The following is a 22,231-nucleotide window of genomic DNA, read 5'->3' on the forward strand; positions in this document are numbered from 1 at the left end:
AAGCCGTATTTAGTTATTGAGAGTAGTATGCGACCCATTATCAAATCGAATAAACTTGACTCTGTTTGCTACGATATTCGTGGACCAGTGCATAAAGAAGCCCGCCGTTTAGAAGACGAAGGTCATCGCATTTTAAAACTCAATATTGGTAACCCGGCCCCATTTGGATTTGAAGCACCAGAAGAAATTGTTCGTGACGTCATTTTAAACCTACCGAGTTCGCAAGGGTACTGTGAATCAAAAGGCTTATTTTCTGCACGTAAAGCGATTGTGCAGCATTATCAAGCGCAAGGTATTTTTGGTGTTGATATTGAAGACATCTATATCGGTAATGGTGTTTCTGAACTTATCGTAATGGCTATGCAAGGCTTACTTAACACTGACGATGAAGTCCTTATCCCCTCGCCTGACTATCCGTTATGGACTGCAGCAGCAAACCTTGCAGGCGGTAAAGCAGTACATTATCGCTGTGATGAAGAAGCCGATTGGTTTCCTGATTTAGACGACATAAAAAGTAAGATCAGCAGCCGCACCCGTGCCATCGTATTAATTAATCCAAACAATCCTACTGGAGCCGTTTACAGTAAAGAGTTATTGTTAGAGGTTATTGAACTATGCCGTCAACACGATTTGATTTTATTTGCAGATGAAATCTACGATAAAATTCTCTATGACGAAGCGAAGCACATTCCTGCAGCAAGTTTGTCTGATGACATTTTAACCATCACCTTTAATGGTTTATCTAAAGCGTATCGTGCTGCAGGGTTTCGTGTTGGTTGGATGATGTTATCGGGTAATTTAAAAGCCGCCAAAAGCTATATTGAAGGCCTTGAAATGCTGGCTTCGATGCGTTTGTGTGCCAATGTACCAAACCAACATGCAATTCAAACTGCACTAGGTGGATACCAATCAATTAATGAGCTTATATTGCCCAATGGTCGCTTAACCATACAACGTGATGCTGTTTACGAGTTGCTTAATCAAATTCCTGGGGTGAGTTGTAAAAAGCCTAAAGGTGCCTTGTATGCATTTCCGAAATTAGATATGAAAAAGTTTAATTTACGTGATGATGAGCGCTTAGTGCTCGATTTGTTAAAAACCAAAAAAATTCTATTAGTACAAGGAACTGCTTTTAATTGGCCTGAGCCTGATCACCTTCGAGTGGTATTTTTACCTCATAAAGCAGATTTGGCCAAAGCCCTTACCGAGTTTGGTGATTTCTTAGAAGATTATCGTCAATAGTTTATTGACACGACACCTCTGGCACAAAATACTAAGCGACTGAACAGTCGCTTTTTTTTATCGATAAGCTCCTGTAAGCTGACACAAACTATTGAGCGCAGTAAGGAGTCTCATGAGTCATTTATTTGCCCATTTATCGCGGATGAAACTGATCCAACGCTGGCCGTTAATGCACAACGTGCGTCGTGAAAACGTCCAAGAGCATTCACTGCAAGTGGCTATGGTTGCCCACGCTTTGGTAATTATTAGTAATAAAAAGTTTGCTACTCACTTAGATGCTAATAAAGCTGCAACCATTGCTATTTACCACGATGCTAGCGAAATTTTGACCGGTGATTTACCTACACCAGTGAAATACTTTAATAAAGAAATTGAAGCCGAATATAAAAAAATCGAAGCCATAGCCGAACAGCGTATGCTGGAAATGGTGCCAGAAGAGTTTAGAGAAGATTACCGCAGCCTGTTTATCAGTGAGGATGCTGACCCACAATACAAAGCCATTGTAAAAGCTGCCGATACCTTATGTGCATATTTAAAATGCTTAGAAGAACAAAAATCTGGTAACAGCGAATTTAATAGCGCCAGCAAGCGTTTAGAACAAATATTAAATGACAACCCTAACCCGGCTGTAGGTTATTTCCGAGACTGTTTTATACCCAGTTTTACATTGAATTTAGACGAAATTAATCAAATGCTATAAAGGGATTATATGCCTGATAACACCGTCATGCCGAGTAACACAGAACATCAAGATAGTTGGCAACAACGTTTACTTGGTGAAGATAAACAACGTCGTAATGATCATCGCAGTCCTTATCAGCGCGATCGTGCTCGAATTCTACATTCCGCGGCATTTCGACGGCTTCAAGCCAAAACCCAGGTGCTTGGTGTTGGCATGAATGACTTTTATCGCACACGTTTGACCCATTCATTAGAAGTGTCGCAAATTGGTACCGGTATTACCGCGCAGTTACGCCGTAAATACCCAGAGCTTAGGTACTTACTTAACTCCATGAGCCTAATCGAATCGATATGCTTAGCTCACGATATTGGACACCCTCCTTTCGGCCACGGTGGTGAAGTTGCATTAAATTATATGATGCGTAACCATGGAGGCTTTGAAGGTAATGGGCAAACCTTTCGCATTTTGACTCGCCTAGAGCCTTATACACTGTCATGGGGAATGAACCTGACTCGCAGGACGCTATTAGGTGTAATGAAATACCCCGCAATGCATGGCCAATTGTTTGTTGACCAACAACGACCAGATATCGTCAATCATCGCCAATTAAAACCCTCAGAATGGCCACCGGTAAAAGGTTTATTTGATGATGACAAATCCATTATTGATTGGGTCTTAGCTGCATTGTCAGAATCTGATCGGCAGTTATTTATTAGCAGTGAACAAAGTCAGACACACGTTGATTATCCCCATTTAAAAACGCGCTATAAGTCATTTGATTGCTCGATTATGGAATTGGCAGATGACATTGCTTATGCGGTACACGATCTCGAGGATGCTATCGTTATGGGGATTGTTAACCAGCATCAGTGGCAGCGCGATGTGGTTGAACCGTTAAGTGAGATAAAAGATCAATGGTTAATAGCAGAAATAGCCCGAATAGGTGACAAACTCTTCTCCCATGAACACCATTTACGCAAAGATGCCATTGGCACCTTAGTCAATGGTTTTGTCACGGCAATAGGTATTAATGCCAACCTACAATTTGAAGAAGATCTATTAAAATATAATGCAGAGTTAGAGCCCGACTTTGCTGCGACCTTGCATGTACTGAAACAATTAGTGTTTAAGTATGTAATACGTAAGCCAGAAATCCAGATGTTGGAATATAAAGGTCAGCAGATTGTCATGGAGTTGTTTGAAGCATTTGCCTCAGATCCTGAGCGGCTGCTGCCACTAAACACACGCGAGCGATGGTTAGTAGAGAGTCATGATAATAATAATCCAATGCGGGTTATTGCAGATTATATTTCTGGCATGACCGATGGATTTGCAAGTCGTTTGCATCAGCAATTATTTGGTTCAAAAGCGGCAGGCATTATGGAATTAAGCCGTGAACAATAATGCATTTTGATCGTGCATTGGCGGAAGGTAAAAAAGCGCTTGGCTATAACAACCAAGCGCTGACGGGTTAAATAAAGGAGAGCTAACCCAAACCTTTACCTCACTGTAAACTTTAGCGCTAAACAGACACAATCTAAATTCACTTACTCAAGTTGCATAAACGCATGTATTTCACTTAATGATAATTTAATGCTAATAGTTCAAGGTATTGTGTAAAGACAAGCTTAAAAACGTTAAATACCAAGTTTAATCGTTGTTGTATAAAGTAAGTATAAAACACAATATTGTAATAAAATTACCAAAATTACACTTTTGTGGTCATCATCACAGCATATACAGTCTGTAAGCTGTATTTTATTTACAAAGAATGTTTTACAAAACTAATTTGTTGAATATTTTTAGAGGACACCTTTATGACAGTCACCAATACGCAAGAACTTGACCTATTAGTAGAACGCGTTGCTAAGGCCCAAGCAGAGTTTGCCACTTTTAGCCAAGAAAAAGTTGATAGCATTTTTAGAGCAGCGGCATTTGCTGCAGCAGATGCTCGTATACCATTAGCAAAAATGGCCGTAACAGAAACAGGTATGGGTGTATTAGAAGATAAAGTGATTAAAAACCACTTCGCATCTGAATACATTTATAACAAGTATAAAGATGAAAAAACCTGCGGTATTCTGTCGGAAGATTTAACCTTTGGTACAATTACTATCGCTGAGCCTGTCGGCATTATTTGCGGTATTGTGCCAACAACCAATCCAACATCTACGGCGATTTTTAAAGCGCTTATTAGTTTAAAAACCCGTAACGGCATTATCTTTTCGCCACACCCAAGAGCGAAAAACTCAACTACAACAGCGGCCAGAATCGTATTAGATGCTGCAGTAGCGGCTGGTGCTCCTAAGGACATTATTGGCTGGATAGATCAACCGAGTGTTGCTTTGTCTAACCAGTTAATGACCCATGCAAAAGTTAACTTAATTTTAGCCACTGGTGGCCCAGGCATGGTTAAAGCAGCCTATTCATCAGGCAAACCTGCTATTGGTGTGGGTGCCGGTAATACCCCCATCGTGATTGACGAAACCGCTGATATCAAACGCGCAGTTAGTTCTATTTTAATGTCTAAAACCTTCGACAATGGCGTTGTGTGTGCATCAGAACAAGCCGTGATTGTGGTAGACAGCATATATAAGCAAGTGAAAGAACGTTTTGCTCACTACGGTGGTCACATTTTATCTAAGGCTGAAACAGCTGCAATGCAATCTGTAATCCTTAAAAATGGCGGCCTTAATGCCGATATCGTTGGTCAAAGTGCGGTAGATATTGCTGCAATGGCAGGGTTTGAAGTGCCTAGCAACACTAAAGTGCTTATTGGTGAAGTGACAGATATTGATGATGCTGAAGCATTTGCCCACGAGAAATTATCTCCACTATTGGGGATGTATAGAGCAAAAGATTTTAATGAAGCGATGGATAAAGCAGAAGCCTTAGTCACCTTAGGCGGCATTGGCCATACTTCTGGTTTGTATACCGATCAAGACACTCAAGATGAACGCGTTAAAGCCTTTGGTTTTAGAATGAAAACCGCCCGTATTTTAATTAATACGCCGGCATCTCAAGGGGGAATAGGTGACCTATACAACTTTAAACTCGCCCCTTCATTAACGCTAGGTTGTGGTTCTTGGGGCGGTAATTCAATTTCAGAAAACGTTGGACCAAGCCACTTAATCAATAAAAAAATGGTCGCTAAGAGGGCTGAAAATATGTTGTGGCATAAGCTTCCTTCGTCAATTTACTTCCGCCGTGGTAGCTTACCGATTGCATTAGAAGAATTGAGCGACAAAAAACGTGCATTGATTATTACGGATAAGTTTTTATTTAATAACGGTTACTGTAATGAGACCTTAAAAATTCTAAAAGCACAGGGTCTAGAAACCGAAGTGTTTTATGAAGTTGAGGCTGATCCAACCTTAGCCATTGTCCGTCAAGGTGCTAAAGTGGCACAAAGCTTCCAACCTGATGTCATCATTGCGTTAGGCGGTGGCTCACCAATGGATGCGGCTAAAATTATTTGGGTCATGTACGAGCATCCAGATGTTGATTTTGCTGATTTGGCATTGCGATTCATGGATATCCGTAAACGCATTTATAAGTTTCCTAAAATGGGCCTTAAAGCCAAAATGGTTGCCATACCAACCACATCGGGTACCGGATCTGAAGTGACCCCTTTTGCGGTTGTCACCGATGAAGTCACCGGTAAGAAATACCCTATTGCCGATTATGAACTCACGCCTAACATCGCCATTATTGATCCTAATCTTGTGATGAATATGCCTAAATCATTAACCGCTTTTGGTGGTATTGATGCAATAACTCATGCGTTAGAAGCATATGTTAGTGTGATGGCAAACGAATACAGTGACGGCCAAGCACTGCAAGCACTCGACTTATTAGTTAAATACTTGCCTGATGCTTATGAATTAGGCGCTAAGGCTCCTGTAGCGCGAGAAAAGGTCCACAACGGTGCCACAATAGCCGGTATTGCCTTTGCCAATGCCTTTTTAGGGGTTTGTCACTCAATGGCGCACAAGCTTGGTGCTGAGTTTCACTTAGCTCACGGTTTAGCCAATGCGTTGTTAATTTCTAACGTTATTCGCTTTAACGCGACAGACATGCCAACTAAGCAAGCTGCGTTCAGTCAATACGACCGCCCTAAAGCATTGTGTCGTTACGCCGCTATTGCAGATCACTTAAGACTAGGTGGTAAGACAGACCAGCAAAAAGTTGAAAAACTGATCGAGAAAATAGAAGAGCTTAAAAAAATCATTGGTATTCCAGCATCAATTCAAGAAGCCGGTGTCAATGAAGCTGACTTTATTGCAAAACTGGATTTACTTGCTGAAGATGCCTTTGATGATCAATGTACTGGTGCGAACCCTCGCTATCCATTGATCAGCGAAATTAAGCAGGTGTTATTGGACAGCTTCTATGGCCGAGCTTATAAAGACTAGTCGATTCGATAGTAAGCAGTAAGCAGTAAGCTTTTAACATTACGCCTTACAATATTGTAAGGCGTTTTTTATGTCTTAAACATGCATCCAAAAACGAGTCTGTTTCAAATCAACACTGCTAGCGGAGCAAAGTGTCGTTTACAATCTGTTGATTATCTCGAAAACTATCTACTGAGCTAATGCCAGCATAACGGCCTTATTGGCATGTATTTGAGTCGTATCATACAAAGGAACATGGGTATGTTGCTGCTGCACTAGTAAGGCTATTTCAGTACAACCTAAAATTACCGCCTCAGCTCCTTGTGCATATAATTTATCAATAATACCAAGATAGCATTCCCGTGATTGCGGATTAATCGTGCCCAGACATAACTCTTGATATATCACGTCATGGATTAATGTTTGCTCGTCTGATGAAGGTACTAGTACTTCAATGGGATAGTTATCGCTTATCCGCTGCTTATAAAAGTCCTGTTCCATGGTAAAGCGCGTGCCGAGTAGGCCGACTTTACTGATCCCATCGGCTAACAACACCTCAGCAGTGGCATCGGCAATATGTAAAATGGGGATAGAGATTTGTGCTTGGATCTCATCAGCCACTTTGTGCATGGTATTGGTACAAATCAATAAGAAGTCTGCCCCGCCAGCTTCAACCGCTTTCGCGGCTGTGGTTAAATGAATAGCAGTATCGTGCCACAATCCTTTATGTTGCAGGGTTTCTATTTCAGCAAAATCGACACTGTATAAAAAAATTTTGGCCGAATGCAGCCCACCTAATGCAGACTTAACACCTTGATTAATGGCTTTGTAATAATTGAGTGTCGACTCCCAACTCATACCACCTATCATACCGATTGTTTTCATACTCACTCCGATCACTAAATGCTATTGGTCTATAAAGTCATTATTATCATGATAGAAACATAATATGGGATAATAAGCTTAATGGAGGATCCATATTGTTATTTTCAGGTTTGAGTCCATTAACCGCTTTATGGACCTAAGGTGTCATGATTGACATTGATTACCTGTCTGTCGTAGATTCATGTTAAGCAGGTAACAAAAAACCAGCTAATGCTGGCTTTATTGTTGCCATAAAATGGTGCTATCAATGCATAAACGTTTGGTTGTTTACGACTTAAATGGCATTGCACCTAAGTAATCTTTTTTACCCACTTCAACACCATTATGGCGCAAAATTGCATAGGTAGTTGTCACATGAAAATAAATATTAGGAATGGCATGTTCCAAAGCAAAATCACGCCCAGTAAGATATTTATCTTCCCAACGACGATGAGTAATTTTGCGAGTTTCTGCACCAGTAAAGTCTTCGGCTGTAAACGTGGCTAAATAATCGACAACTGATGCGATACGAGCTTGTAGCTCCGCTAATGTCGTCTCATTATCTTCATGTTTTGGCGCACTATCTTCTTGGCCAGTTAAACGCGCTACTGCTAATTTAGCTGTATCGCACGCAATTTGCACTTGGCGAGTTAAGTTAAATTGATCTGGGGCTAAACGTGAATTAAGTAGCACCGACATTTCAACTTTTTTAGCTTCTGCAAAGCCTTCACCTTTGACAAGGATTGCACTTAAGTTATTAAGCATTTTACTAAATTGTACAACCGTTAAATCATAAAGCATTGAGAATACCTCTTAATATAAATGGACTTGCTTTGTTATCGACTTAAACCATCAATAAATTTGTTTGAATCATTCATCATCATTTTATGGAATCACAATGAATGGTGCTGCTAGGAAAAGTTTATCTCACATATCATAGTGATTAGTGAATATTTTAGTAATCGGCATCAATGTGCTAAACAGTATACGGTTTATAATAAAACCCCAGTAAATGCTTATGAAAAAACCAGCAGATGCTGGTTTTTGAATTATCACACAATAAAGAGATTACAGTGCAGCGAGCGCTTCTTTACACAGTTGGGTAATGCGATCCCATTCTTCATTGTCTACTGCATCTGTTGGTGCAATCCAGCTACCGCCAATACAATCGACATTCGATAATGCTAGGTAGTCTTTATAAGTCGCAGGACTAATACCACCCGTTGGGCAGAAACGAATACCAGACAGAGGGCCTGAGAAAGATTTAAGCGCATTAACACCACCTGAAGCTTCAGCTGGGAAAAACTTGAAGTGAGTGTATCCCAACTCCATACCCACCATGATCTCAGAAATACTGGCAACGCCAGGGATCAGTGGCACGGTGCCTTTCTTAGCTGCTTTTAACAGATCAACCGTTGCACCTGGGGTGATAATAAATTGTGAACCTGCATCAATAGCTTGTTGTAACTGGGTTTCATTTAAAATAGTTCCAGCACCCACCAAAGCTTCTGGCACTTCTTTAGCAATTTTAGCAATCGCTTCTAACGCACAAGGAGTACGTAAAGTAACTTCTAAAACACTAATACCGCCAGCCACTAAGGCTTTCGCTAAAGGCACAGCATGTTCAATTTTATTAATGACCATGACCGGAACTATTGGGCTGCGTTTAAACACGTCATGTGGTTGAAGCAACCAGTTATTAGGCTCAATCATATTACCGACTTCCTTTTATTTTTAATATAATTCATCAATCGCATTAGTACTGCGAGCACCTGTTTCAGGGCTGCTTAAACTGCGGCGTAATGCGCCAAACAATTCACGGCCCATGCCGTAACTTGAATGGTGTAAATCCACTAATCCTGCGGTTCTGCTTGCAAGTGTTTTTTCATCAACAAACAAGGTTAACTCACCTGTTGTGGCATCAACACGAATGACATCACCATTTTCAACTTTGGCAATCAAACCACCATCAAGCGCTTCTGGAGTTAAATGAATCGCGGCGGGTACTTTGCCTGAGGCACCTGACATACGTCCGTCAGTTACTAATGCAACTTTAAAACCTTTGTCTTGAAGCGTACCTAAATATGGAGTGAGTTTATGAAGCTCAGGCATACCGTTAGCTTTAGGGCCCTGGCCTCTAACAACCACAACACAATCTCTGTCAAGCTCACCAGCCTGGAATAATGCGTCGAGTTTATTTTGATCATCAATCACAATCGCAGGACCTTCAATCACACGATTATTGTCAGGCACAGCAGAGACTTTAATCACTGCACGGCCTAAATTACCTTTAAGCAATTTCAAGCCACCATTATTTTGAAATGGAGTCGCAAGGTGGGTTAATACTTCATTGTCTAAGCTCTCAGTCACACCATCAACCCACTTAAGCTCGCCATCAAGCAAACGAGGTTCTTGGGTATAACGACGTAAGCCATAACCTGCAACGGTATTAACATCTTCGTGTAATAAGCCGCCATCAAGTAACTCTTTAGTCAATAACGCCATGCCACCGGCTGCATGGAAGTGATTAATATCGGCATGACCATTTGGGTACACACGAGCTAATAATGGAACTGAATCTGATAAATCAGAAAAATCATCCCAATTTATGATAATCCCAGCAGCGCGAGCAATGGCAACAATGTGCATGGTTAGGTTAGTAGAACCACCTGTTGCAAGAATGCCTACAATACCGTTAACCACTGACTTTTCAGATACTACTTCACCAATGGGTGTGTACTGAGTTCCCATTGAAGTTAAACGACAAACTTGTTTAGCCGCCATCTTGCTTAATTCATCACGTAACGGATCATCAGGATTGACAAATGATGAACCAGGAAGCTGTAACCCCATAATCTCAAGCATTAACTGGTTTGAGTTTGCCGTACCATAAAAAGTACACGTACCAGCACTGTGGTATGACTTAGCTTCCGCTTCAAGCAATGCAGCACGATCTACCTGCCCTTGGGCATATTGTTGACGAACACGGGCTTTTTCTTTATTCGGAATACCAGACTTCATTGGACCCGCAGGCACAAATAGCATTGGTAAATGACCAAAACTTAACGCACCAATTAATAGACCAGGTACAATTTTGTCACAAATACCCAGTAGTAATGCACCGTCAAACATATTGTGAGATAAGCCTATCGCGGTAGACATTGCTATGACTTCGCGACTCAGCAAGCTTAATTCCATGCCTGGCTGACCTTGAGTCACACCGTCACACATCGCAGGTACACCGGCAGCAACCTGCGCAACACTGCCCACATCAATACACGCTTGCTTGAGCATATTTGGATAGGTTTCGTACGGTTGATGCGCTGATAACATGTCATTAAATGCGGTGACAATACCAATATTGGCTTTAGTTAGCTGGCGTAAAGAATCTTTATCGGCTGGCTGACAGGCGGCAAAACCATGAGCTAAATTACCACAACTTAATGCGCTACGATGAACACCTTTGGCCTTGGCATCATTTAACGCTGTTAAGTAGGTAGAGCGAGACTGTTGGCTGCGAGCGATAATTCTATCGGTGACTGCTTGTACTACTGAGTGCATGGTAAAACTCCTTACGCGCTATAGAACACATCAACGGGCGTTTTACGCTGCGCTAATACTGCTCTAATGGGCATTTGGGTTACATCATCATTCTCAAGAGCCTGATGATAAACAGTTAATTTTGATTCTCCGACAAGATGCAAATAAATCTGACGACTATTTAAAATGGCATCTTTAGACAAACTGATACGAGCATGCGCTGCCGTAGTCGGATTGACTGCAACACACAAAGCTTTAGTAGTTAATGCATTATCGAGTTCTGCACTGCAAGGGAACCATGAACACGTGTGTCCATCTGTCCCCATACCCAATATCACCACATCGAATGGTCGTGGAAAATTAGCTAACGATTCACTAGTCATATCACAACCGGCTTCAGGGGTTGCAAACATATTTTTCAAGCCACGAAACTTGGCACTAGCAGCACGGTTTTGCAACAAATGTTGGCGAACCAGTCTTTCGTTTGAATCTTTTTCATCAGAATTAACCCAACGCTCATCAGCTAAAGTGACATACACGTCACTCCAATCAACTAATTTATGGCTTAATAGCTCAAATAATTTCAATGGAGTTGAACCGCCAGAAACCACTAAACTGGCTTTACCTCGGGTATCAACAGCATCTTGTAATTGCTTAGCAACTTTATCTGCTAACTTAGCTTCTAAATCAGCTGGGGTATCGAACAATTTAAATACAGTATCTTTAATCATGTGAACTCCCTACTCGTCCCAAGAACGGCCATCTTTGGTTATCAATGCAACCGATGCCACTGGTCCCCATGTACCACAAGGATAAGGCTTAGGTTTTTCGCCGCTTTGTTCCCATGACTGAATAATTCCATCAACCCATTTCCATGCTTGTTCAACTTCATCACGACGAACAAATAGGGCTTGGTTACCTAACATAGCTTCTAATAACAAACGTTCATATGCATCGGCAATACGTTCGTTTTTAAAAGTGTCACTAAAGCTTAAATCGAGCTTGGTTGTTTGTAGACGCTGCTTTTGCTCAAGACCAGGAACTTTGTTCATCATCTGAATTTCAACCCCTTCATGAGGTTGCAAACGGATGGTCAATTTGTTTGGCGGAAGATTACGCAAGCTTGCTCGGTATAAATTATGCGGTGGGTTTTTAAAGTACACCACAATTTCGCTGCTTTTAAATGGCATACGCTTGCCACTTCGTAAATAGAATGGCACACCAGCCCAACGCCAATTATCAATATCAACACGAAGTGCCACAAAGGTTTCGGTGTTCGATTGTGTATTGGCATCTTCTTCTTCGAGATAACCAGGAACAGGCGAACCTTTTAAAAAACCGGCACTGTATTGACCACGGACGGTATTTTCATACACATTGTCTTGGTTAATTGGACGAAGTGATTTAAGTACTTTTACTTTTTCGTCACGAATACTATCAGCGTCTAAATTGACTGGCGGATCCATCGCAACCAACGTTAACACTTGTAATAAATGGTTTTGGATCATGTCACGCATTTGGCCTGCGCCATCAAAGTAGCCCCAGCGACCTTCAATACCCACTTCTTCAGCAACGGTGATCTGTACATGGTCAATCGTACGGTTATCCCATTTAGAGGCAAACAATGAGTTAGCAAAGCGCAAAGCAATCAGGTTTTGTACCGTTTCTTTACCTAAGTAATGGTCTATACGGTAAACCTGGTTCTCGTTAAAGAACTCAGCCACTTGGTCATTAATTACATGCGATGATTCTAAATCAGTACCAATTGGCTTTTCGAGCACAACACGAGTGTCAGATTGAATAAGGTCTTGTGCGTGTAAACAACGGCAGATGGCACCGAAAATCGAAGGAGGTGTAGCGAAGTAGTTCACCATAACGCGTTTACTTGGTTCTAGTAAATCGTGGAAGGCACTGTAACCTTCAGGATCTGTAAAATTAGTACCGATATAATGACAACGACTGAGGAAGCGCGCTAACGTGATTGGGCAAAGTTCATCTTTAACAAATGTATTTAATGCTTTAGTCACCAGGGCAACAAACTCTTCTTGAGTAAATGCGTCTTTTGCGACTCCGATTACCTTGGTTTCTTTATCAAGCAATTCTGCTTTGTCTAACTGATATAGAGAAGGTAATAATTTACGCCTAGCTAAATCGCCTTTAGTACCGAAAAGTACGAAGTCGCAAGCCTTGGCTCCAATTGATTTGCCCATTGCTGAAAGCTCTCCTATTTGTATGTGTGTATCATGTTCGAATTCGGTCGATGAATAAAAACACACTTTTGTTGTAATATAACAACAGAATTTGAATATTGCATCTTTAATTTGCACTTTTTGTATTGTTGTTAACCTAGTCACGCGTATCTATTATCTGCTATGATTTTCTACCAACAACAAGGCTTGCGAACCATTTAACCGTGACCAGTGTCTTGAAAAATAACTACAGTTTACTGTTAAAGGTAAATAAATAACTTAAATCACGTAATTCCTGTAAGTTATGATATAAAATTACATCACCTACTTTTAGCTACTTTCTAGCGGATGCTTGCTTATGAATACCCTTGAAAAGGTTCAAAAAAGCCTTACCCAATTTAGTAAATCGGAACGTAAAGTTGCCGAAGTCATATTAGCCTCACCGCAAACTGCTATACATTCAAGTATTGCCACATTAGCCAAAATGGCTGATGTTAGTGAGCCAACGGTTAACCGTTTTTGTCGCCGATTAGACACTAAGGGGTTTCCTGATTTTAAGTTACATTTGGCTCAAAGTCTTGCTAACGGTACACCTTATGTTAGTCGACATGTTGAAGAAGATGACACTCCAGAGTCATACACAACAAAAATCTTCGAATCTTCAATGGCATCACTCGATACTGCACGCCAAAGTTTAGATACATCAGCAATAAATAAAGCGGTTGATATTCTCACTCAAGCTAAGACGATTTCGTTTTTTGGCCTTGGTGCGTCTGCATCTGTCGCTCATGATGCGCAAAACAAGTTCTTCCGTTTTAATGTACCAGTAATATGTTTCGATGATGTGTTAATGCAGCGCATGAGCTGTATTAACTGCAATGAAGGCGACGTAGTTGTGTTGATTTCGCATACTGGCCGGACTAAATCGCTAATAGAAATAGCCCGTATTGCTCGTGAGAATGGCGCTGCAGTGATTGGTATTACCGCCCGTAACTCACCATTGTCTTTTGAATGTACTTTGCCTGTCACCATGGAAGTCCCTGAAGATACTGACATGTATTTACCCATGGCATCACGCTTAGCGCAATTGGTTACCATCGATGTATTGGCAACAGGGTTTACCCTACGCCGAGGCCCTCGTTTCCGTGATAATTTAAAACGCGTTAAAGAAGTATTAAAAGAATCACGTGTGAATAAGGATTTAACCATCTAAATTGATGGGTACTTAAGTGGAGACATCATTTAGGATTAGATATTGTTTTTTTAAAAATCTGTAGACTGAATATTATGACTCATTTTGCACGACAATAAGCTTACTATGTCGTGTTTTTTCACAAAGCTTACAGAATAACTGGTAAATAATTACACAATTTAGTTATGTTTTTTCGGGTGAATTATCATCTAGTGCCATTGTAAATTGTTTATAAGGCCAAACGGATTCATCTGTTTGGCCTTTTTTATTGTAAAAATCGCTAATCTGTCACATAAATCACACATTAAAAACGATCTTTTTGTTGGTAACTTTACTACATTTATTAAGAATGTCTGTTAATATAGTGACATCATTTAAGTACCCAGATTGCTAAAGTACTTTAAATAACCTAATTCAATTTAACACAAAATCTTTCTTATCATTAACGGAGTATCTTATGTTCCGCAGAACTAAAATCGTTACTACACTTGGGCCAGCAACTGACCGCGATGACAATTTACGTAAAATTATCGCAGCAGGTGCTAACGTTGTTAGACTTAACTTCTCACACGGTTCACCAGAAGATCATCTAAAGCGCGCTACGGATACACGTAGAATTGCTAAAGAATTGGGTAAACACGTTGCTATCTTGGGTGATTTACAAGGCCCTAAAATACGTATTTCTACCTTTAAAGATAACCAAAAAATCAAACTTAACTTAGGTGATAGCTTTATCCTTGATGCTGACTTAGCAAAAGGCGAAGGCGATCATAAGCAAGTTGGTATTGATTACAAGCAACTGCCTAATGATGTTGTTATTGGCGATATATTAATGCTTGACGATGGCCGAGTGCAGTTAAGAGTTGACCGTGTTGAAGGCCATAGAGTCTTTACAACCGTCACGGTTGCAGGCCCGTTGTCAAATAACAAAGGTATCAACAAAAAAGGCGGCGGATTAACCGCTCCAGCCCTGACTGAAAAAGACATGGCAGACATTAAGACTGCTGCGTTGATTGATGTTGATTTCCTTGCCGTATCGTTTCCTCGTACAGGTGCTGATTTAGATTTGGCACGTAAGCTTGCACAAGAAGCCGGCAGCTATGCGTTGATCGTTGCCAAGGTTGAACGTGCTGAAGCCGTTGAAACTGATGAAGCAATGGACGATGTTATCCGTGCCTCTGATATTGTCATGGTTGCTCGTGGTGATTTAGGTGTTGAAATTGGTGATGCTGCACTTGTTGCTGTACAAAAGCGTTTAATTGAGCGCTCGCGTCAACTTAACAAAGCAGTAATCACTGCAACACAAATGATGGAATCGATGATTTCAAGCCCGATGCCAACACGTGCAGAAGTGATGGACGTGGCTAACGCAGTATTAGACGGTACAGACGCGGTAATGCTTTCAGCTGAAACTGCTGCTGGTGACTTCCCTGAAGAAACGGTTATGGCAATGGCTAACGTTTGTTTAGGTGCAGAGTTACACCCTAGTGTCAATGTGTCTAAGCATCGTATGGATCAACGTTTCTCTTCAGTTGAAGAAACGATTGCACTTTCTACTATGTATGCAGCTAACCATTTACCTGGCGTTAAAGCGATTATTTCATTAACAGAGTCTGGCGCGACAGCAAAATTAATGTCTCGCATCAGTTCTGGATTGCCGATTTTCGCATTATCACGTCATCAAAAAACATTAGCCAGTATGGCAATGTACCGCGGTGTACAACCAATTGAGTTTGACTCAACAGCGTACCCTGCTGATGAATTAGCCAAAGAAGCATTAAATTGCATGGTTAACCGTGGTTATTTAGTTAGTGGTGATATGGTGCTGATGACTAAAGGTGACGCAATGGAAACTATTGGTGGCACTAACACATGTAAAGTATTAATCGTTGCTTAATTACGTTTAATACATAATAAGGATTATTGACTCGCTATTAGCTTTATAAGTAATGGTGTTGCCATGACCTTGTTCGCACTAAAGCCAATCTTCGGATTGGCTTTTTTATTGATTAATCTCAGCTAAAAATCAATAACAAAGCCTGTGCCCTGCAAACTACATTCTATTTACTCGCAAAAGGTTAGCTATTACCGTCAACATGCTCTTTGTTAACAAAAATGACTAGCTTGATATTGACGATAAATCCATTTTTATAAGTTTATCCCATATTTTTACCTCGCTAAGGTTAAACAACTAGCTCCCTCATGCTACCAAGCTCGTCAGTCATCTGGATAGTTCAGAGCACCTCCACTTTTCGATTCAAGTTGTATGAATGTAATCTACAAGTGCGTTAACAACAAACAACTTACCTATCACATTGTATGCGTCCGGGCAAGTACGTCTTCAACTGCGCTCATCGAGCCTTTATCTTAACGACTGGTAATGACATCAGGAGTTAACATGGCTACACGTTCACATCAAGATTGGGCTGCTTTGATACAACAGCAATCCGCTAGCGGCTTAACGATTTCAAATTTTTGTCGTGTGCACAAGCTTAGTCTTAGTGGGTTTTACGCCCGCAAAGCGGACATGGCTAAAACGGGCACCCAACAGATAGCGCCGTTTGTTAAGGCTACCGTGACATCGCCGACAGCGATGACAACCCAAGCTCAACCTTCCGCTTCAGCCCAGGCTATCCATTTTCAGCATCATACAGGGCTATGGACTTTCCCCAGCACCTTGCCTGCACGATACCTGCTTGAGATTATAAAAGGCCTACAAGCATGTTGATGTTTCGTGAGCTTCCGTGTGTTTATCTGCACCGTGCACCGGTGGATTTTCGTAAATCGATAAATGGCTTAGCTGTTATCGTTGAGCAGCAATTATCCTTACAGGCCACCGACGGCAGTGTGTTTGTCTTTTGTAATAAAGGCCGTGATAAATTAAAAATCCTCTACTGGGATAACACCGGCTTTGCACTTTGGTACAAACGCCTCGAGCAGGATAAGTTTAAGTGGCCGACGAAAAGTATTGATGAGTGCCTGAGTTTATCTGAGCAACAGTTTCATTGGCTGTTATCTGGCTTTGATGTGTTGGGTCATCAGCATGTGAACGGCTTGAATTACAGTTAATTGATCGCCATTGCGAAGGCTGTTTTCGATAATTAGATCACTGCTTTAGCCTTATTTAATGGGATATTTGATATAATAACACCATGAAACTAAACCCTGATAACTTACCCAATGACGTTGATTTACTTAAGCAATTATTGCTTGAGACGCTGGCGGCTAAAGATAATGTTATCGAGTTGAAAGACGCTGAAATCGCCGAACTTAAACACTCTGTGCAGCGTTTGCTTGAACAATTTCGCTTAGCCCAGCAACAACGTTTCGGCGCCAGCAGTGAAAGCCATGATTATCAAGGTGAGTTGTTTAACGAAGCTGAAGTCACGGTTGATGAGCCTGTTGAATTAACAGCAGATACTGACGCGCCTGTGTCACCTAAACAGCGCGCCAAGCGTAAATTACTGCCTAAAAACCTGCCACGTGAAGTGATTATCCATGATATTAGTGATGAAGATAAGCAGTGTGAGTGCTGTGGTCATGAGCTGGCGTTAATGGGCCAAGACAGTAGTGAGAAGCTGAAGTTTATTCCGGCGCAAATCAGTGTGATTGAGCACGTTAGATTAAAATACAGCTGCAAGCATTGTGAGACTAAAGGACCCCAGGCCAATATCAAACAAGCGCCCGTGCCAGTCAGTCCTATCCCTAAAAGCGTGGCGACGTCAAGCTTGTTAAGCCAACTCATTACCAGTAAGTATCAGTACGCATTACCCCTTTATCGGCAAGAAACCTTATTCAAGCAACACGGTATCGCCTTAAGCAGGCAAACCATGGCGGATTGGATGATGAAATCTGCAGCGCTGTTCAAGCCATTATATGATTTACTCCACCACCATTTATTAACACAAGATGTCATCCACGCCGATGAGACCACGCTCAAAGTGATTAACGATGAGCGGGTGAAATCCTACATGTGGGTGTATTGCGCTGGCGCGGATAAACCAAGCACTGAGCCTCGATATCAAAGTTTGCGCAATATAGTACTGTACGACTATCAAGACGGTAGCCGCGCGGGCACCTGCGTGAGCCGTTTTCTGGCTACCGAGCAAACGGTATTTAATGGTTATTTACAAGTCGATGGCTACGCGGCTTATCAGCAAGCAAACAATAAACTGGTCGGTTGTTGGGCTCATGCGCGGCGTAAATTCAAAGAAGCGCTAATAGCACAAGGCAAGCCCAAAGTAGGCAAAATCAGTAAAGCGGATATGGCGCTGAGCATGATAGCCAAGCTGTACCGTATTGAAACCCAAATACAAGCACTGAGCCTGGAAGAGCGATTGTATTTTAGGCGCACCCACTCACGTGCTCAGCTGGGGTTATTTAAGCAATGGTTGGATAAATCAGTGCTGCAAGTATCAAAGGAAAGTCCGCTAGGCAAAGCCATCCATTACAGCCTCAATCAATGGTCAAAGCTGAGTTGTTACACGCAAGACAGTCGCCTCAATATCGACAACAACCGCGCAGAGCGGGCAGTAAAACCGTTTGTGATAGGGCGTAAAAACTGGCTATTCAATCACAACCATCGCGGCGCTGAGGCGAGTGCAATTTTGTACAGCATCATAGAAACGGCTAAAGCGAATGGACTCATCCCGTTCGATTACATCGAACACTGCTTAGAACAATTATCCTACCCTGATTGTGACCTCAACAGTCTCTTACCCTGGCAGGTTAGGCTAGACAAGACGTAGTTCGCCGGACGCATACATCACATTGCAGTCTGTAATCCATCAATACTCGAACGTTAGAAGCAAAGCCGTCGTTGCCTATAGCATTACGTCATTTAATTAAAGCCATTTAATTTCTTATTGGACGCGGCTTCGCGCGGCCTATCCTTATTAGTTGTGTAACTCAATAACTCACTTGGTATTGTGGGATTAATTGCGTCGACTAACTCTGATTGTAATGGTCTAATTAAACGGTGGATATCTGCTTCTAGACACAAGATTATAAATAAAAAAACCCCCGACAGAGTCAGGGATTTTTGTGTAAAACTTTACATCGAAAGCTTACATTTAACGAAGATTATATTGCTTCAAAATCATCAACATTAATCGCAGCTAAGCGTAATACATCTGCTTCTACAAGCTGTTTATGTTCGGCTTGAGTAATGATGTCTTTTTCTAGCGCTTGTTCAAATAACTCAATCATCGGTAGCTTAGATTTTAAATGCCCGCTACGTTGAGCCTTTTTAAGCTTCTTATACAAATCTTTGGCAGCATACTTAGCTAAGAAAGCCTGTTCAACTTCAGCAACACCACTTTCGTCACCTTCGAAATCGCTACAAAGAAAAGTAATACGGTCACGAGCTGGTCCAGGTTTTAGCATTCCGGTGACTAAATCAACCGCAAACTTATCACTTGGTGCATTAAAGTGATTTCCTAATGGGAATATCAACACTCGTAGCAAAATCGCAGCAACTTTACTCGGAAAATTACGAATGGCATCATTAAGTGCTTTGGCAGCTAAATGTAATCGCTCTGTCATCACATAGTGAACAGCAGGCAAATCATCTTGTTGACGGCCATTATCCTCAAACAATTTCAATGTGGCTGATGCCAGGTATAACTGGCTTAACACATCACCCATACGCGCAGAAATCATCTCTTTACGCTTTAAGTCGCCGCCCATGATCAACATTGATAAATCAGTCATTATCGCAAGTGATGAAGAGATACGCGTCATATCACGATAATATTGCTGAGTTGGACCACTCACTGGCGCACTACCCAAACGGCTACCAGTTAATGCATAACCAAATGAACGTAATGCATTCCCCATTGCATAGCCAATATGGCCTAGTAACAATGAATCGAAACGATCAAGTGCCGATGTTTCATCTTCCATTGCCGCAGCTTCCATTTCAGCCAATACATATGGATGACAACGGGTTGCACCTTGACCAAAAATCATCAATGAACGAGTAAGGATGTTGGCACCTTCAACGGTAATCGAAATAGGCGTTGCCATATAAGCATGACCTAAATAATTCTTAGGCCCTAGTTGAATACCTTTACCAGACTGAATGTCCATTGCATCTTCTAATACATCACGGCCTAACTCGGTCATGTGGTACTTAGCAATAGCAGTGACTACCGAAGGCTTAACTTTTAAGTCGATACCTTGAGTAGTTAAACGACGCGCAGCTTCAAGCTGGTATGTGTTGGCGATGATACGCGCCATAGCTTCTTGTACGCCTTCAAAATTACCGATTGGCATACCAAACTGTTGACGAACATAACTGTAAGCTGTGGTCGTTTTAGTAGCCACATGGCCTGATGCAGTAGCAAGAGCAGGTAATGAAATACCACGTCCAGCAGACAAACATTCAACCAGCATACGCCAGCCTTTACCGGCAAACTGCGGTCCACCAATAATCCAATCTAATGGAATAAACACATCTTCACCGCTTGTGGTGCCATTCATAAACGCCATCATTAATGGGTTATGACGACGGCCGATCTCAACGCCTTTATGGTCTGTTGGGATCAACGCACAAGTAATACCGATATTTTTAACATCACCTAATAATCCATCAGGATCGCGCATTTGGAACGCTAACCCCAGAACTGTCGCTACAGGTGCAAGAGTAATGTAACGTTTATTCCACGTTAGGCTTAAGCCTAATGTCTCTTCACCATCAAACTCACGGTGACACACAATACCCACATCAGGAATTGCGCCAGCATCACTACCCGCTTCAGGGCCCGTTAATGCAAAACAAGGAATATCTTTACCAACAGCAAGTGTTGGTAACCAACGTTCTTTTTGTTCTTGAGTACCGTAATGAGTTAATAATTCACCAGGGCCTAATGAGTTAGGTACCATAACAGTAACGGCTGCACTCACACTACGAGTGGCAATTTTTGCTACAATCGTGGAGTTTGCATAAGCAGAAAATTCACGTCCACCGTACTTTTTAGGGATAATTAGCGCAAAGAAACCTTGCTCTTTAAAGTACTGCCAAAGCTCTGGGGGTAAATCTTTACGGTTATGGACGATATCAAAATCATCGATCATGGTTAGCGCTGTCTGAACTTGATTATCAATAAAATCTTGTTCTTCAGCACTTAACGTTGGTTTACCATAGCCATGTAAAGTGTTCCAGTTTGGTTTTCCGCGGAATAACTCACCTTCCCACCAAACATCACCGGCTTCCATTGCTTCTTTTTCGGTACTCGACAAAGGAGGCAACACTTTTTTGAAAAACGAAAATACCGGACGCGTAATAAATTGCATCCTGATATTACGTACGCCAAAGAGGACAATGATCGCTATAACTAGCAATATGACGATACTCATTTTATACCTTCTTAGTTTGTTAACACAGGGACAGCAACACCGGCTGCCATGTAGGGGATTACTTTACGAAGAATAGCTTCAATATTGTTATGTTCACCATAATCAGCTGCAGCAATTTCATTTAATGCATCAGCAGAAGCCATAGTAAATACTATAGTTCCTAAAGTGAAATGCAAACGCCAAAACATTTCAGCGGCAGGAATATGTGGCGCACTAGCCGATACTGCCTGTACAAATGTGGCTAGATGTTCGCCATAGTGAGTAGTGATAAACCAACGCAAATGACCTTGGCTTTCAATATAACCACGTCCCAACAACTGTAAGAAAATAATCGTGCCACCGTTACGGACTTTATTGAGCTCAAGTAACGGTTTAATTAAAGCAGAAAAAATCTCGTTGAGTGATGCATCTTCAGGCGCATGGTGTATACGTTTAATTTCTATCGCAGCGCTTGGCATAAATACATCTAAGTATCTTGCTAGTACAGCACGAATTAATTCTTTTTTAGAACCAAAATGGTAATTGACTGATGCCAAATTGACTTCAGCTTTGCTGGTGATCAGTCGTAACGACGTTTCAGAAAAACCTCTTTCAGCAAACAACTTTTCAGCTGCATCGAGTATTCTTGTTTTTGTATCAGTACGGCTTGCCATTACAAGACCCAAGTTAATTTAAACACCCGTTTAAATTAATCATTGAGCGCACAGATGTCAATCGAAATTGTCAGCTTTCTTTATCATGGCAAACAACAAAAACGGTAACAACCACA

The 22,231-nt window shown here is 41.5% G+C and carries 17 protein-coding genes; 9 read left to right on the forward strand and 8 right to left on the reverse strand.

From position 1 onward, the window contains the following. Positions 1-27: 27 nt before the first annotated feature. The 4 genes from EGC82_RS12040 to adhE all read left to right on the forward strand — a co-directional run bounded on the left by EGC82_RS12040 (position 28) and on the right by adhE (position 6,339). Entirely contained in the window at positions 28-1,242 is a 1,215-nt protein-coding gene (locus EGC82_RS12040) for a pyridoxal phosphate-dependent aminotransferase (RefSeq protein ID WP_124730979.1), read from the forward strand. Between the two features lie 112 nt (positions 1,243-1,354). Then, positions 1,355-1,942, forward strand: coding sequence for a 5'-deoxynucleotidase (yfbR, locus tag EGC82_RS12045; protein WP_124730980.1), 588 nt, complete (start codon positions 1,355-1,357; stop codon positions 1,940-1,942). A 9-nt stretch (positions 1,943-1,951) separates the two neighbouring features. Then, positions 1,952-3,328, forward strand: coding sequence for an anti-phage deoxyguanosine triphosphatase (locus EGC82_RS12050; protein WP_415837686.1), 1,377 nt, complete (start codon positions 1,952-1,954; stop codon positions 3,326-3,328). A 413-nt stretch (positions 3,329-3,741) separates the two neighbouring features. Further along, positions 3,742-6,339 carry a bifunctional acetaldehyde-CoA/alcohol dehydrogenase gene (gene adhE / locus EGC82_RS12055; RefSeq protein ID WP_124730981.1) on the forward strand — a complete coding sequence of 866 codons (2,598 nt, stop codon included), beginning with the start codon at positions 3,742-3,744 and terminating at the stop codon, positions 6,337-6,339. Positions 6,340-6,507: 168 nt separating this feature from the next. Here the strand turns inward: adhE and EGC82_RS12060 are convergent, their stop codons facing one another. From EGC82_RS12060 to zwf, 6 genes are all read right to left on the reverse strand, one after another. Further along, positions 6,508-7,203, reverse strand: a complete 696-nt coding sequence (locus EGC82_RS12060; protein ID WP_124730982.1) for an aspartate/glutamate racemase family protein — start codon at positions 7,201-7,203, stop codon at positions 6,508-6,510. Positions 7,204-7,470: 267 nt separating this feature from the next. Further along, complete coding sequence (locus EGC82_RS12065) at positions 7,471-7,983, reverse strand: DUF1993 domain-containing protein (RefSeq protein WP_124730983.1); 513 nt, start codon at positions 7,981-7,983, stop codon at positions 7,471-7,473. 267 nt (positions 7,984-8,250) lie between these two features. Beyond that, positions 8,251-8,895 carry a bifunctional 4-hydroxy-2-oxoglutarate aldolase/2-dehydro-3-deoxy-phosphogluconate aldolase gene (locus EGC82_RS12070; protein ID WP_124730984.1) on the reverse strand — a complete coding sequence of 215 codons (645 nt, stop codon included), beginning with the start codon at positions 8,893-8,895 and terminating at the stop codon, positions 8,251-8,253. A gap of 21 nt (positions 8,896-8,916) precedes the next feature. Continuing rightward, positions 8,917-10,743 (reverse strand): phosphogluconate dehydratase, encoded by a 1,827-nt coding sequence (gene edd / locus EGC82_RS12075; protein WP_124730985.1) that lies wholly within the window; start codon positions 10,741-10,743, stop codon positions 8,917-8,919. 11 nt (positions 10,744-10,754) lie between these two features. Next, a complete protein-coding gene (gene pgl, locus EGC82_RS12080) occupies positions 10,755-11,453 on the reverse strand; it encodes a 6-phosphogluconolactonase (RefSeq protein WP_124730986.1) in 699 nt (232 codons plus the stop codon). Positions 11,454-11,462: 9 nt separating this feature from the next. Next, positions 11,463-12,932, reverse strand: coding sequence for a glucose-6-phosphate dehydrogenase (gene zwf / locus EGC82_RS12085; protein WP_124730987.1), 1,470 nt, complete (start codon positions 12,930-12,932; stop codon positions 11,463-11,465). A gap of 337 nt (positions 12,933-13,269) precedes the next feature. Here zwf and EGC82_RS12090 point away from each other — a divergent pair, with 337 nt between their 5' ends. The 5 genes from EGC82_RS12090 (at position 13,270) to tnpC (ending at position 18,851) form a co-directional block, all read left to right on the forward strand. After that, positions 13,270-14,124 carry a MurR/RpiR family transcriptional regulator gene (locus EGC82_RS12090; protein ID WP_059744860.1) on the forward strand — a complete coding sequence of 285 codons (855 nt, stop codon included), beginning with the start codon at positions 13,270-13,272 and terminating at the stop codon, positions 14,122-14,124. A gap of 436 nt (positions 14,125-14,560) precedes the next feature. Continuing rightward, on the forward strand, positions 14,561-16,000 hold the full coding sequence (gene pyk / locus EGC82_RS12095; protein WP_124730988.1) for a pyruvate kinase: 1,440 nt from the start codon (positions 14,561-14,563) through the stop codon (positions 15,998-16,000). Positions 16,001-16,501: 501 nt separating this feature from the next. Then, positions 16,502-16,831: an IS66 family insertion sequence element accessory protein TnpA gene (gene tnpA, locus EGC82_RS12100; protein ID WP_124730989.1), complete on the forward strand. Its 330-nt coding sequence runs from the start codon at positions 16,502-16,504 to the stop codon at positions 16,829-16,831. Then, positions 16,825-17,172: an IS66 family insertion sequence element accessory protein TnpB gene (gene tnpB / locus EGC82_RS12105; protein ID WP_124730990.1), complete on the forward strand. Its 348-nt coding sequence runs from the start codon at positions 16,825-16,827 to the stop codon at positions 17,170-17,172. The genes tnpA and tnpB overlap by 7 nt, the downstream gene beginning before the upstream one ends. A gap of 83 nt (positions 17,173-17,255) precedes the next feature. After that, positions 17,256-18,851, forward strand: coding sequence for an IS66 family transposase (gene tnpC, locus EGC82_RS12110; RefSeq protein ID WP_124730991.1), 1,596 nt, complete (start codon positions 17,256-17,258; stop codon positions 18,849-18,851). Between the two features lie 334 nt (positions 18,852-19,185). Here tnpC and EGC82_RS12115 read toward each other — a convergent pair whose 3' ends face one another. Together EGC82_RS12115 and psrA are read right to left on the reverse strand one after the other, a co-directional pair. Then, a complete protein-coding gene (locus tag EGC82_RS12115) occupies positions 19,186-21,462 on the reverse strand; it encodes an acyl-CoA dehydrogenase (protein ID WP_124730992.1) in 2,277 nt (758 codons plus the stop codon). An 11-nt stretch (positions 21,463-21,473) separates the two neighbouring features. Next, the gene (psrA, locus tag EGC82_RS12120; protein WP_124730993.1) at positions 21,474-22,115 is read right to left on the reverse strand and encodes a TetR family transcriptional repressor PsrA; all 642 of its coding nucleotides are present in this window, start codon (positions 22,113-22,115) and stop codon (positions 21,474-21,476) included. Between the last annotated feature and the right edge of the window lie 116 nt (positions 22,116-22,231).

The sequence above is a fragment of the Shewanella livingstonensis genome, from assembly GCF_003855395.1.
Lineage (GTDB): Bacteria > Pseudomonadota > Gammaproteobacteria > Enterobacterales > Shewanellaceae > Shewanella > Shewanella livingstonensis.

Coding starts and splice junctions, on each gene's coding strand:
- EGC82_RS12040 (WP_124730979.1), top strand. CDS start 28: ATGCGACCCATTATCAAATCGAATAAACTTGACTCTGTTTGCTACGAT.
- yfbR (WP_124730980.1), top strand. CDS start 1,355: ATGAGTCATTTATTTGCCCATTTATCGCGGATGAAACTGATCCAACGC.
- EGC82_RS12050 (WP_415837686.1), top strand. CDS start 1,952: ATGCCTGATAACACCGTCATGCCGAGTAACACAGAACATCAAGATAGT.
- adhE (WP_124730981.1), top strand. CDS start 3,742: ATGACAGTCACCAATACGCAAGAACTTGACCTATTAGTAGAACGCGTT.
- EGC82_RS12060 (WP_124730982.1), bottom strand. CDS start 7,203: ATGAAAACAATCGGTATGATAGGTGGTATGAGTTGGGAGTCGACACTC.
- EGC82_RS12065 (WP_124730983.1), bottom strand. CDS start 7,983: ATGCTTTATGATTTAACGGTTGTACAATTTAGTAAAATGCTTAATAAC.
- EGC82_RS12070 (WP_124730984.1), bottom strand. CDS start 8,895: ATGATTGAGCCTAATAACTGGTTGCTTCAACCACATGACGTGTTTAAA.
- edd (WP_124730985.1), bottom strand. CDS start 10,743: ATGCACTCAGTAGTACAAGCAGTCACCGATAGAATTATCGCTCGCAGC.
- pgl (WP_124730986.1), bottom strand. CDS start 11,453: ATGATTAAAGATACTGTATTTAAATTGTTCGATACCCCAGCTGATTTA.
- zwf (WP_124730987.1), bottom strand. CDS start 12,932: ATGGGCAAATCAATTGGAGCCAAGGCTTGCGACTTCGTACTTTTCGGT.
- EGC82_RS12090 (WP_059744860.1), top strand. CDS start 13,270: ATGAATACCCTTGAAAAGGTTCAAAAAAGCCTTACCCAATTTAGTAAA.
- pyk (WP_124730988.1), top strand. CDS start 14,561: ATGTTCCGCAGAACTAAAATCGTTACTACACTTGGGCCAGCAACTGAC.
- tnpA (WP_124730989.1), top strand. CDS start 16,502: ATGGCTACACGTTCACATCAAGATTGGGCTGCTTTGATACAACAGCAA.
- tnpB (WP_124730990.1), top strand. CDS start 16,825: ATGTTGATGTTTCGTGAGCTTCCGTGTGTTTATCTGCACCGTGCACCG.
- tnpC (WP_124730991.1), top strand. CDS start 17,256: ATGAAACTAAACCCTGATAACTTACCCAATGACGTTGATTTACTTAAG.
- EGC82_RS12115 (WP_124730992.1), bottom strand. CDS start 21,462: ATGAGTATCGTCATATTGCTAGTTATAGCGATCATTGTCCTCTTTGGC.
- psrA (WP_124730993.1), bottom strand. CDS start 22,115: ATGGCAAGCCGTACTGATACAAAAACAAGAATACTCGATGCAGCTGAA.